Annotated in this window: 13 protein-coding genes; 3 read left to right on the top strand and 10 right to left on the bottom strand. The window is 42.5% G+C overall.

Features of this window, described 5'->3' with window-relative positions; genetic code table 11:
* Positions 1–210: 210 nt before the first annotated feature.
* A complete protein-coding gene (gene yghU, locus ACR63T_RS06775) occupies positions 211–1041 on the bottom strand; it encodes a glutathione-dependent disulfide-bond oxidoreductase (protein WP_472785197.1) in 831 nt (276 codons plus the stop codon).
* A gap of 274 nt (positions 1042–1315) precedes the next feature.
* On the opposite strand from yghU, the gene ACR63T_RS06770 reads away from it, so the two are divergent.
* Complete coding sequence (locus ACR63T_RS06770) at positions 1316–2692, top strand: DHA2 family efflux MFS transporter permease subunit (RefSeq protein WP_305900225.1); 1377 nt, start codon at positions 1316–1318, stop codon at positions 2690–2692.
* Between the two features lie 105 nt (positions 2693–2797).
* Here the strand turns inward: ACR63T_RS06770 and bfr (ACR63T_RS06765) are convergent, their stop codons facing one another.
* The 3 genes from bfr (ACR63T_RS06765) to ACR63T_RS06755 form a co-directional block, all read right to left on the bottom strand.
* Positions 2798–3277: a bacterioferritin gene (bfr, locus tag ACR63T_RS06765; protein WP_305900224.1), complete on the bottom strand. Its 480-nt coding sequence runs from the start codon at positions 3275–3277 to the stop codon at positions 2798–2800.
* Between the two features lie 118 nt (positions 3278–3395).
* Positions 3396–3887 carry a bacterioferritin gene (bfr, locus tag ACR63T_RS06760; RefSeq protein WP_201573371.1) on the bottom strand — a complete coding sequence of 164 codons (492 nt, stop codon included), beginning with the start codon at positions 3885–3887 and terminating at the stop codon, positions 3396–3398.
* A 348-nt stretch (positions 3888–4235) separates the two neighbouring features.
* On the bottom strand, positions 4236–4427 hold the full coding sequence (locus ACR63T_RS06755) for a (2Fe-2S)-binding protein (protein ID WP_472785196.1): 192 nt from the start codon (positions 4425–4427) through the stop codon (positions 4236–4238).
* A gap of 511 nt (positions 4428–4938) precedes the next feature.
* Between ACR63T_RS06755 and ACR63T_RS06750 the strand changes: the two genes are divergently transcribed.
* The gene (locus tag ACR63T_RS06750; protein ID WP_201573369.1) at positions 4939–5253 is read left to right on the top strand and encodes an ArsR/SmtB family transcription factor; all 315 of its coding nucleotides are present in this window, start codon (positions 4939–4941) and stop codon (positions 5251–5253) included.
* Between the two features lie 132 nt (positions 5254–5385).
* Here the strand turns inward: ACR63T_RS06750 and ACR63T_RS06745 are convergent, their stop codons facing one another.
* From ACR63T_RS06745 to ACR63T_RS06725, 5 genes are all read right to left on the bottom strand, one after another.
* On the bottom strand, positions 5386–6108 hold the full coding sequence (locus ACR63T_RS06745; protein WP_201573368.1) for a sulfate/molybdate ABC transporter ATP-binding protein: 723 nt from the start codon (positions 6106–6108) through the stop codon (positions 5386–5388).
* Between the two features lie 82 nt (positions 6109–6190).
* Positions 6191–7135 (bottom strand): sulfate ABC transporter permease subunit CysW, encoded by a 945-nt coding sequence (cysW, locus tag ACR63T_RS06740; protein ID WP_305900223.1) that lies wholly within the window; start codon positions 7133–7135, stop codon positions 6191–6193.
* A gap of 1 nt (position 7136) precedes the next feature.
* Positions 7137–8039, bottom strand: coding sequence for a sulfate ABC transporter permease subunit CysT (gene cysT / locus ACR63T_RS06735; RefSeq protein ID WP_201573366.1), 903 nt, complete (start codon positions 8037–8039; stop codon positions 7137–7139).
* Positions 8040–8232: 193 nt separating this feature from the next.
* Entirely contained in the window at positions 8233–9333 is a 1101-nt protein-coding gene (locus tag ACR63T_RS06730) for a sulfate ABC transporter substrate-binding protein (protein ID WP_305900222.1), read from the bottom strand.
* A gap of 228 nt (positions 9334–9561) precedes the next feature.
* Positions 9562–10638, bottom strand: a complete 1077-nt coding sequence (locus ACR63T_RS06725) for a sulfate ABC transporter substrate-binding protein (protein ID WP_472785195.1) — start codon at positions 10636–10638, stop codon at positions 9562–9564.
* A gap of 278 nt (positions 10639–10916) precedes the next feature.
* Between ACR63T_RS06725 and ACR63T_RS06720 the strand changes: the two genes are divergently transcribed.
* Positions 10917–11465, top strand: coding sequence for a hypothetical protein (locus ACR63T_RS06720; protein WP_472785194.1), 549 nt, complete (start codon positions 10917–10919; stop codon positions 11463–11465).
* An 86-nt stretch (positions 11466–11551) separates the two neighbouring features.
* Here ACR63T_RS06720 and sat read toward each other — a convergent pair whose 3' ends face one another.
* Positions 11552–12805, bottom strand: a complete 1254-nt coding sequence (gene sat, locus ACR63T_RS06715) for a sulfate adenylyltransferase (protein WP_472785193.1) — start codon at positions 12803–12805, stop codon at positions 11552–11554.
* Positions 12806–13111 lie beyond the last annotated feature (306 nt).

Here is a 13111-nt window from a genome sequence, read left to right as displayed (position 1 = left end):
AAATATCAGCCTTAATAGCATAAACTAGTAATGTTTCTACCTATTATATCAAAGTATCATTTTGTAAATGCTTTAGTAAATCCCACTTATAACCACATATTGTCTATTCATCCGTTAGTTACTACCAATAAGCCAATAGAAAAAGCCAACAGATTTTTTTCTATTGGCTTGATTATTCATTTAAACCTTATTTATTAGGACTGCTATCTATTAGCTGATAGGTTTCAGCTCTAAGTCTACTGCTCGCTGTACTGCGGGACGCTTGGCTATCAGTTTTGCCCAGCGTTGCAAGTGCTGATAACTGTCAACTTGCAAGAACTCGCCAGCGTCATATAGCTTACCTAGCGCTAGCTGACCGTACCATGCCCAAATAATAATATCGGCAATAGTGTAATCCGCTTCAGTATCGCCGCACATATAGGTAGTGTGCTCTAGATGCTTATTGAGAACATCCATTTGCCGTTTGGTCTCCATAGTAAAGCGGTTAATTGGATACTCCATAGGCTCTGGCGCATAAGCATAAAAGTGACCAAAGCCACCCCCTAGATAAGGCGCGCTACCCATCTGCCACATTAGCCAAGATAGACAATTGGCGCGTTTAGACCCTTGCTGCATTGGTATAAACTTTTCGAACTTCTCGGCTAAATATACTAGAATAGACCCTGACTCAAACAGTTGTATCGGCTCATTCTTATTAGAATAATCAACCAGAGCGGGAATCTTTGAGTTAGGGTTGATAGCGACAAAGTCAGAGCCAAACTGATCACCCTCAGAGATGTCTATCTTATAGGCATCATAAGCGGCCGCTTTTATACCCAGCTCGCTCAACTCTTCTAACAAAATATTGACTTTGACGCCATTAGGCGTGTTGAGCGAATACAGTTGTAGTGGCGCATCGCCTACGGGTAGCGTTTGCTCATGGCGCGTGCCTGCCGTCGGGCTATTAGTGCTTGCAAACTTTCCTCCGTTCTCTTTGTCGTTAGTCCAAATCTTAGGCGGTGTATACTCATTACTTGGTGTCTGATCTTTGTTAGCCGTCATAAAGCATCCTATTGTTAATCGTTCAGTTATTGGTTTGATTTTCGGTGCCTACACTATAGCGAGAGCACGCCAGCTTGATAAAGCGGTTTCGTGTAATCAATGTATCTCTTATTAATCTGTACTCATCACTGCTTATCATAGGGTTTCTCTTTTATTATCTTGAGGTTGTTCTTATACTAAGCGCATCAATATCAGTAGCTGTATGAATCAGTAGTTATACAAATCAAAACGATAGGCTAAAATTTATGTTCAAGGCTCTCATGGTAAAAGCTCTATGGTAACGCTAAGCGCAACCCAAACCAAATACCTGCCGTACGTGTTAGCAGTAGCGCTATTTATGCAGATTTTGGATGCCACTATCTTAAATACCTCCTTGCCGCAGATGGCGCAAGCCTTAGGGGAGTCGCCACTCAAGATGCAGTGGGCTGTTATTAGCTATGCGCTAACCTTGGCAATCTTTATTCCTATTAGTGGGTTTTTGGCAGACAAATACGGTACCCGTCGGGTGTTTTTGAGTGCGATTGTCATCTTCTGTATCGGCTCACTGCTGTGCGCCGCCTCGCCAACGTTAGATTTACTAGTAGGTTCGCGTATCGTGCAAGCTATTGGTGGCGCTATGATGACGCCTGTTGCTCGCCTAATTTTGGTCAAGTCCTATCCACGCAATCAGCTATTAACGGTGATGAATTTTGCGGTGATTCCAGCCCTTATTGCACCTTTGGTTGGCCCACTGCTCGGTGGCTATTTGGTACAATATGCCAGCTGGCATTGGATATTTTTGATTAATATACCGATGGGTATTTTTGGTTTTGTCGTCGCCAAAAGATTAGTTCCTGCTATCTTTGAAGATACCAAACGACTGGACTGGACAGGGTTCTTATTGTTTGCAGCCGCCGCTTGCGGCTTTACGCTTGCCGTTGAATTTGGTGCGCAACCTGGGCGTGCCATGTATGGCTTGCTCTTAGCTGTAATAGCCTCAACGCTGCTAGGAGCCTATATCTGGCATGCGAGGCGACGACAAGCGCCGCTATTTCCGCTCAGTCTTTTTAACATTCGTACCTTTCGCATCGGTATTACCGGTAACTTATTTACCCGTCTTGGCATCAGTGCTGTGCCGTTTTTGCTACCGCTGTTGCTACAGGTGGTATTTGAATATTCGCCATCACAAGCAGGCTGGCTACTTGCGCCTATTGCTGTTGGTGCAATAGGTGTCAAACCTTTTGTCAGTAAGCTGATTCAGCGCTATAGCTATCGCAAGGTACTGGTCTATAACACTTTATTATTGGGTATACTCATTATCCTGCTGGCACAATTCAATGATGCCGCGCAGTGGCTATGGTTTATACCGCTTTTGACTATAATGGGCGCTTGTAATTCGCTACAGTTTAGCGCGATGAACACGATTACTATCGGTGATCTGCAAGGGGCTCAGACCAGTAGCGGCAATAGCCTTATGGCGGTAAATCAACAATTAGCTATCAGCTTTGGTATTGCTTTTGGTGCAGCGATGCTCAACTTATTACGCGAGCGCTTTGGACTTGATAACTTAGCGGCCTTTCAGACGACTTACTGGTTATTAGGTATTCTCACTATTTTATCGGGGTTGTACTTTTTACGTTTAAAACCCGAAGATGGTCGCGGCTTATATTAATAGTAAATTGACTTCCATTAGACATTAAAAAGCCAACATCAGATTTGACACCTGTGTTGGCTTTTTCATGTTGAGAATAACTTTAAATTATCTAGGGTTTATTTATTAAGACGCATCATCATCCATCTGCGCTTGGATATAGTTCTGTATCCCTAAATCTTCGATGAGATCTCGTTGGGTATCGAGCCAATCATCGTACTCTTCATTACCATCTTTGAGCTTAACAAGCAGCGCACGTGACACATAGTCTTTATGCTGCTCACACAGCGCGATAGCATCAGTAATGATGTCGAACTTTTGCTTCTCTAAGCGTAAGTTACAATCGATCATTTCAGCCACATCCTCTGCAATAAACATCTTACCTAATTCTTGCAAGTTAGGCAGTCCACCCAGCAGTAATACACGTCCGATTAAGTCATCCGACCATTTCATCTCAGCAATCGACTGCTTATAAAAATTATCATTTAACTTTTCAAGTCCCCAATGGCGTGCAATACGAGCATGCAAAAAGTATTGATTAATCGCAATTAACGACTGACCTAACACTTTATTGAGTGCCTGAATAACTTCTCTATCACCTTTCATAGTTATTGCCTCTTATAATTTTATTCTAATCCAGCTGTAGCTACCTATAAATATAATAGGTCAACGCGGTAGCTTTTGGCGTATCTTATAATATCTAACGGTGAGCTACTCTCTAAACTTATGGCTCAAGATTAGGCGGTACTTCAGCCATTTGGCTTTGTAAATATCTTGGCAAGCCAATCATATCGATAAGACGCAACTGCTGCTCAAGCCAATGGGCGTGATCCTCTTCCGTATCTCGCAATTGCACCACGAGCATCTCACGAGTAACATAGTCATGCTCCTCTTCACATAGAGCAATACCGTCCTTTAGGTGCTGCTGGACCTCATACTCAAGATCAAGATCGAGCTGAAGCATCTCTGGGACAGTTTTACCAATGTGAATGCCATTCACTTTCATATTCGGCGTGCCGCTCAGCATCAAGATACGGCGGATAATAGCCTGAGCATGTAAGGTTTCATCCTCCATCTCATGATGAATACGCTCATATAGTTTGCCATAATGCCATTCAGCATACATCTCAGAGTGGATAAAATACTGGTCACGAGCGGCCAGCTCGCCCCCTACTAAAAAGTTTAAATAATCGATAACTTTTTGGCTGCCTATCATAATCTGCACTCCCTAGCCGACAAATCAGCTATATTTATTAATATAATGACTGTAACTAAATAAAAAACATAATTTTACACAGCTAGTGTAGCACACGCCAGCCGTGGGCTTGTAACGGTTGCTAACTGGCAATGAGATATTAGTTGAGAATTACAATTGATTAAAATTATTTCAAAGACGATAGTCCAAAAAAAAGCGGTATAGATAAGCAAAAAATATAAATCATAAAAAAACCGCCCTACTCTAAATGAGTATGAACGGCTAATAAAGGGGGATAACTAGTCATCTATAAACGGATAAAATATTTATAACAGTAATGCAAATAAATAGTAATACACATAGCGATAGCTAAATCGCGTAAGCGAGTACGTCGAGTTTTGCATGATACTCATCTAAGTAGTCATTGACCATAGGCTCACAACAACCACAACAGGTTGCTACATTTAACGTATCTTTTAAGCCACTAAGCGTATCAATGCCCGAGGCAATGGCAGCTTGAATTTGCTTTTCTTTTACATCATTACAGATACAGACATACATAGACTTGCTCCTGCTATATAGCAACTATCGTTTTACAAAATATCGAATCTTAGACAATGACCGCGCCTTTAGCTTTAAAAAGCTCGTTTGTGCTAAGACATTTATTACGTTGTTATAATAACGATAATTATTAGCATTTACAATAACTTTTACAACTTTTATCTTTGATTATTTACCTACTTGGTTTAGCTATTTAATTACTTAGTGACATTGAGATGACTCTACTCCTATTAAGATATGAACCATACATAATACAATATTGAATAATCGGTAACTCAAGTATAGTTACGGCTTTCGGTTAAATGACAAAAGGTAGTGTTTTGATGTTAAACAGTAACAACTGTCATTGTTTCATTAGATTAAAATGTTTTTATTATCATAATTTGTTATATTGCACACGCTACTGACACGTTTACTACCTAGCAGTGAATACTTATTCAGGTATTTCAATAACTTATAGGTGATTAGTTAGAAGCACATCAATAATTATTATGATATATGGAGATAGTTTATGTCTGACAATAGCTTTATTATTCAACCCGTTGAGTTGTTCAAAGTGCTGTCTGACCCTACACGATTAAAGCTATTTCAAATTTTGTTTCAAAAAGAAGCTCGCTGCGTAGGCGAGCTTGTTGAGATACTTGAGCAACCACAACCGACTATATCTCGTCATTTGAATCACCTAAAAAAATTGGGTATATTAAAGGCGGTGCGCGATGGAACTTGGATGTGGTATGAAATGGCGGATGATCTTCCGCTTTGGTGTCAGGATATATTACAGACAACGTATAGTACTTTGGTAGAGCAAAAGGACAACGTACGTTAGTTTTTCTCTACTTTAACTGTAATATATTATCTGCCTTTGTGCATAACAAAACCCCTATACGCTAGCTGGCCTATAGGGGTTTTGTTATGTCAGATCAATGGTCATAGATAATAGTTTTAAGAACCTAAAAATTTAAACAATATCCAAAAAGTCGCTAACAAATCTATTCGCAGGATGATGAATCAGCTGCTCTGAGGTGCCGACTTGCTCAACGCGACCATGGTTCATCACCACAATCTCATCTGATATCGCTCGCGCCTCTTCTTGATCATGTGTCACCATGATGCTGGTGATGCCCAGCTCATGGTGAATGTTTTTGAGCCAAGTACGCAGCTCTTTACGTACCTTGGCATCGAGTGCTCCAAACGGCTCATCGAGTAGTAACAGCTTGGGTTTTACTGCTAACGCCCGTGCTAGAGCAATGCGCTGACGCTGACCACCGGAGAGCTGATGCGGGTAAGCGTTAGCAATCTGCGGCAGTTGTACCAGCTCTAACAATTCATCGACGCGCTTATTGATATCCGCCTTACTTGGGCGCTCGCTTTTGGGTAAAAGTGTCAGTCCAAACGCGATGTTATCGGCGATGTTTTTATGACGAAACAGCGCATAATGCTGAAACATAAAGCCAATATTGCGTTTTTGTACTGGTGTATTGGTCACATCCAGCTCATCAAAGAGCACCTGCCCAGAGTCGGCATACTCAAGCCCTGCAATAATACGTAAAAGGGTTGTCTTACCACAGCCTGATGGTCCAAGCAGAGTCGTCAGCTTACCCGTAGGTACGGTGATATTTATATTATTTAGCGCGTTGAAGTCACCAAAGCTCTTGTTAACTTCTCGAATTTCAATACTCATAGTAACGTCTCTTATTATGTTTCTTTGTCTATGGTCTATGGTCTATGGTCTATGGTCTATGGTCTATGGTCTATTTGACTAGCTATTTATCAAACCTAATGTTGTTATCGGTTTTATCAACAGTCGCATTGGCACTAACGGGCAGCTCAGGGGCACTCACTAGGCGCTCAGATTTGGCAAACTTGCGCTCTTGCCATTTAGTCATAAGTTGTTGTATAAGCAAAGTCACTAAAGCTAGCGCTGCCAATATGCTCGATAAAGCAAAGGCGGCGGTAAAGTTATAATCATTATAAGCGACCTCAACCAGTAGCGGCATGGTATTAGTCTCGCCGCGAATATGACCGGATACTACGCTGACCGCGCCGAACTCACCCATAGCGCGAGCATTGGTTAATATCAAACCATATAGCAACGCCCATTTAATATTAGGCAAAGTGATATGCCAAAAGGTCTGCCAGCCGCTTGCGCCAAGCGTCAATGCCGCCTGCTCCTCTGAATCACCTTGAGTCTGCATCAAAGGTATCAGCTCACGCGCCACAAACGGAAAGGTGACAAAAAGCGTCGCTAATATAATACCTGGCACGGCATAGATAATCTGAAAGCCCATACTCTCAAACCAGCCGCCGACCGTAGAATTAAGACCAAATAATAAGACAAACATTAAGCCTGCAACGACGGGTGATACTGAGAAAGGTAAGTCAAGTAAGGTCGTGACCAACTGCTTGCCTTTAAACTGATAGCGAGTCACTAGCCAAGCGATAGCAATACCCATCACCATATTGATCGGCAGTACAATACCTGCGGTCAATAAGGTTAACTTGATAGCTTGTAGCGCTTCAGGATCAACTAAAGAGGCGATATATAACTGCCAGCCATCCTTAAAAGCTTCATAGAATACGGCTAGCAGTGGAACAACTAGCATAATGACCATGAATAATACGGCAATGGTAATGAACACGCGCCTAATCCAAGGGGTATCCTTAGTCGCAGGATTGCTTTGGTAGTCGTAGCTATTGGCTATTTGCATATCAGCGAGCTCCTACGCGGCGCGACAGTTTCCACTGTACAATATTAATGGTTAACAAAATAACAAAAGAGATCATCAGCATAAATAGTGCTACCGCTGAAGCGCCTTGTACATCAAAGCCGCCTTGAGGGTTGAGCTGCTCAAGCTTACTCATAATGATAATAGGTAAAATCTCAGTCTCCATAGGAATGTTGCCCGCGATAAAAATCACCGAGCCATACTCGCCAGTGGCGCGCGCAAACATCATACCAGCACCCATGAGCATCGCAGGGAGCAGCTCAGGCATAATTACCTTAGTAAAAGTCGTCAAGCGATTGGCGCCCAAAACGGCTGCGGCCTCTTCAAACTCGACCGATAGCTCAGCGAGTACGGGCTGCACGGCACGAACAATAAACGGAAAGCTCACCACTACTAAGGCCAGCCAAATTCCTATTGGTGTAAAAGCCACCTGAATATCAAACTTATCAAAATATTGCCCAATCAAGCCGTTTGGTGCATAGAGCGTGGCCAGTGAAATACCCGTCACTGCGGTTGGCAAGGCAAAGGGTAAATCAACTAGCGCGTTAATCAAGGATTTACCCCAAAACTCATAGCGCACGAGTACCCATGCCACGAGCGTACCAAATACCAAATTGGTAAGCATCGCCAAAAACGACATCCATAAGCTCAGCTTAATAGCAGCGGCGACACGGGGCTGACTGATCACCTCCCAAAACCCAATCCACCCCAACTGGGTACTCGTATAAGCCATCATCGCAAACGGTAGCACCACCAAGAGTGATAAGCTAAAGACGGTAATGCCCATACTCAGCCCAAACCCTGGTAGCACATTGCGCTGACGCATGCGCATCAGCCAGCCCTTTTTATTATTGGGTTTATTAGAAGGAGAAGTTGCAGCACTCATATAATAGTGTCCTGTTGCTTAAGGCCTAATCAAATCTTAATTTTTATTATTTAGTTAAGTCATGAGGTAAAAAGTAGAAGGACATAGCACAAGTGGCCATGTCCTTTTTAAAGCACTACTTGATTGGTTGTTGCAAATACATTTTGCAAATATAGTTAGCGCTACTATTGAACGATGTTACAGCTTAACAATGCTACTGTGGCGCGTTAATCGATAACTGATCGAACACCCCATTGTCACTAAAGAAGGTACCCATGATTTCATCCCAAGATCCAAACGCATCATTAGGACGGAAAGTCTCAATCTCTGGCAGTTTATCGCTGTTTTTATCTAGCACGCTTTTAACACTAGGGCGTAAATACAGATCAGCGGCTAGTTGCTGGGCAGGCTCGCTCCATAGGTAATCAAGATAAGCTTTGGCAGCGGCAGTGGTGCCTTTTTTATCGGTCACTGTATTGACAATAGCGACTGGGCTTTCTGATTTAATAGAGTACTTAGGATAGACAATATCGACTTCCCCTTTACCAAAATCAGTAGCGGCTAGATTAGCTTCATTCTCAAAAGTCACGAGCACATCGCCGATACCGCGTTGCACAAAGGTAGTTGTCGCTGCACGGCCACCATTCTCATAAACTTTAACGTTTTTGAGCATATCTTTGACATAGCCTTTAGCTTTTGATTCATCATTATCAAAAGCATGTAGTCCATAGCCATAAGCACCTAAGAATGCATAGCGACCATTACCCGTCACTTTTGGATTGGCCATGACAATCTCAAGCCCAGACTGGGTCAAATCTTCCCAGTCCTTGATGTTTTTTGGATTATCTTTACGCACTAAGAACACAATAGTGCTGGTAAAAGGTACGGCATTGTCAGGGAACTGCCCTTCCCAATCGCTGGCGACCAAACCTGCGTTTTCAAGAAGCTCAATATCAGAGCCTTGATTCATGGTCGCGACATCCGCTTGCAGACCGCTAGCCACTGACGACGCTTGTTTGCTTGAGCCACCATGAGACTGGTTGACTGAGATGTTCGCACCAGGATTGTCCGCTTTGTACTGCTCAATAAATAATGGGTTATAGCCTTTATAAAAGTCACGAGCGACATCGTAGGAGACGTTAAGTAGCTCGATGTTTTCGGCTACTGTGCCATCCGCGTTAGTCGTCTCTGCGGTGTCATTGCTGCTACAGGCTGTTAGCCCTAAAGTCATAGCAACACCCGCGATGCTCAGTGCACTCAGTGCCTTACTGTTTTTTGATTTACCGAATAAAGAGCTTGCTGCGTAAGATTTCATAAATGCCTCAAAGGTAATAGTTAGTTTGGTTATGAGCTGATGTTTATTACTGAATGCAGCCATGCTAACAGCGTCAGCTTATTATCTTTAATGACGAATATGTGTATGTTTGTGCCAAAATGGAATAATACGAATTAAAGACTGTTGATAAAAAATGAGTCACAGCGTCTCATTTGACAAATAGTAGCACTATCAGTTATTTAGAACTTGCGACCACTTAATCACTCATTACTGTTTAATAGTAGCCAATTGATCAAATACCCCACCATCAACAAAAAATTCAGCCATAATTTGCTGCCATGAGCCAAATACGGCTACAGGTTCAAAAGTTTTAATGGGCGGCAAAACATCTTGATGGGCCGCTAGGATTTGACTATCACTAGGACGTAAGTACATCTTTGCCATCAGCTCTTGAGCAGGCTTGTCCCATAGCCCCTTTAGATAGTCATTAGCCGCCTCAGTGTTGCCTTTTTTATCTGTGACTACTTTATTAACAGCTACAGGATTATTGATTTTTATTGAATAGCTAGGATAGATAATCTCCACTTTGCCTTTAGCGTGCTTGCTAGCAGCCAAATGCGCCTCGTTTTCAGTGGTTATCAGCACATCACCGAGGCCACGTTGAGTAAAGCTAGTCGTCGCTGCACGCGCACCATTATCGTAAGTCACCACGTTTGCTAATAAATTTTTCATGTAGCTGTTGGTTTGGGCGGGGTTCTGAGTGGTTTCTTTAAAGTGTTGTAAGCCGTAACCATAAGCGCCTAAAAACGCATAGCGCGCGGTACCGCTGATCTTTGGATTAGGCATAACCACTTTGATATCATTACGAGCCAAATCTTGCCAATCATTAATATTTTTGGGGTTACCCGTACGCACCAATAACACCATCGTACTGGTGTAAGGTATGGCGTTATTAGGCAATGCTTGTTGCCAATTAGCACTTACTAAACCCTTTTCAACCAACAAATTCATATCACTCGCTTGATTTAAGGTGACGACATCAGCCTGCAAACCATTAGCGACAGACAAAGCTTGTCTGCTCGATCCACCATGAGATTGATTAATAGCTAACTCAATAGCTGGATTTTTGCTTTTATAATCTTTGATGAATAAAGGATTGTATTCTTTATAAAAGTCGCGTGATACATCATAAGAGACATTGAGTAACTCAATATCTTGAGTCGCCTGATTATCGGTGCCGTTAACATCAGATTGGGTTTGATTGCAGCCTGTCACTAACAGGGTCGTTGCAAGTGCGCTGGTTAACAGCAGCTTATACGGCAAAGAAAAAGAGTTAGTTTGCATGTGGAATTTCTGCCAGATTGAGAGTAATTAGCGCTATGCTAGCAGCTTATCTACAGCCCTCTTAGTGCCAAATAAGGCTATTAAACTATTAATTTGGCATAAGGGTTGTCATATAGTATTTAGACTCTAAGAGCCATTCTTTAATAAAATAAGTATTAAGCTTTGCTAAGCTAATTATTAAGACTGTTTTTTGCTAATGTGGCATAATGTGCTCGCTTAAAAGAATTTGACTATTGCCCTCTATTAGCTAAACACACTTTATTTGGTGAGATCTTCGCATGATTCTAAATTTACCGACACGCTTATCTACTAGTTTGCTAATTTTGGCGACTGCTTTTACTGCTTTGACGGGTTGCAATAACGTATCGCCAAATGTGCAAAATCCTAGCGCTCCAGCTACCGTTATTCCAAATACAGTCATGCAGCCTGCTACTAAAATACAAGCCGATCTCTCGCCAGCTATGCAAATGGTAAACGGTGATTATGCAACTGAAGATTATAATAAGCGCGCGCAAGGCTATGATTGGACAGGTGTAATAATAAGAGCCATTGATAATCAAAGCATAGATATAAAAGTGCGCTCGCGTAGTGATATCAAAAAACCAACTTGCAGCTTTGACGGTACCGCGACGCTAGTTGGTCAAGATAAGGCGCATGGGGTTATTTTTAAAACCGTAGCCAATGATAGCGCCACATTTTTGCAATTTAAAGACGGTAAGCTGACCATTGATGCACAGGATAAGTACGCGCTTAACGCATTCTGCTCAGGTGGTGGGACGCTGGCGGGTGATTATCGAAAGCTTGCTGGTCACTTAGAGCTTAGCTAAGTCCATTAATCACTAAATTTGCAAAACAAAAAGGTGTCAAACATTATGTCTGACACCTTTTTTATTAAGCGATTAATTAGGCAGTTCTAAACCGCTGAAGCACCTGTTAATTTCACCTCTTCGCGCTCTTCCTTGGCGATATTGGCGTAATAGCGACGCAATATCTCTAACACTTCTGGACGGCTAAAGTTATCTGGCACTTCCTCATCCTCTGACAGCGCCTTACGCAACTTAGTCCCTGATACTTTGACGTGCTGGCTGGCATCATGCGGACAGGTTTTGCTAGATGCCATTGCGCCACAAGCGTTACACCAGAACGTCCAATCAATCTTGAGCGGCTGAGTTAGTAGATCATCTTTTTCTATTTTCTCAAAGATAGTCTGCGCATCAAACGCACCATAATAATCACCGACGCCAGCATGGTCACGACCGACAATGAGATGGCTACAACCATAGTTTTGACGGAATAGCGCATGCAGTAGCGCTTCACGAGGCCCCGCATAACGCATATCTAGCGGATAACCGGCTTGAATCACAGTGTCAGGCTTAAAGTAATTATCGATCAAAGTCTTAATTGCATCTTGACGGACTTCGGCTGGGATATCGCCAGGTTTTAGCGCGCCAAGTAGTGAATGCACGAGTACGCCATCACATATTTCAATAGCAATCTTGGCTAGATACTCATGCGAGCGATGCATTGGGTTACGCGTCTGAAAAGCGGCAACGGTTTTCCAGCCTTTGTCGATCAATATTTGACGAGTTTGCTCAGGGGTTTTATAGGTATCAGGATATAGCGTTGGGAACTCGCCTTCGCTTAACACTTCGACTGAGCCTGCGATATTGACGTCATCTTGGCTAAGTACTTGTTGTACGCCTGGATGCTCGCTATCAGTGGTGGTAAAGACTTGCTGACACTCGTGCGCTTTATCAATAATGTACGTTTCCTCCACCGTCAACACGCCCATGACTTCGCCGTTTTCTGCGACCAAAGCGACTTTATCGCCACTATTTAAACTATCAGCCGTTGCCTTTGGTGCTGATAAAGTAATCGGAATCGGCCAAAACAAGCCAGCATTGTTGCCTGTTTGCAGACGCATATCATCAACCACCCCTTGCCAATCGGCTTTATTCATAAAGCCATTGAGTGGGGTAAAACCACCAATACCTAGCATAATTAGATCACCGCGCTCACGTGAGCTCAAGGTAATTTGTGGCAAAGTGCTGGCAAGTTTTAGAGCTTGCTCGCGTGCAGCACCTGTTAATAATAACGGCTTAAGGGTGGCGCTACCGTGCGGGGCAACAAGATTGGATTGAACTGGACTTGAAGTAGTAGATGTCATTTCTTAAACCTTAATGAATAATCATTGAACAAAAATAGTGCGTTAAATCGGATATGCATAGGCTACCTAAGTTTCGTTATGAAAATTTATGCCTTGTTTTACTATGGATATGACTTAAAGGAATTTAAGTTTTCACGGACAAGCTTATATGATGTGACACTGAATGGGTTTAAGCGCCTTATAAGCTTAAATATTGCCCACTGGATACCCTAATAAACACGCGAATCATTGTATAATTTGGCTTAAGCATTGGATGACCTAAGCTGCGTACATCGCTATAAATCACTTAAAAATTTCGAGTTAAGA

It is taken from the genome of Psychrobacter sp. M17(2026) (genome assembly GCF_055699815.1).
Note: the sequence above shows the minus strand (reverse complement) of the source record. Positions and strands in the feature narration are given on the sequence as shown.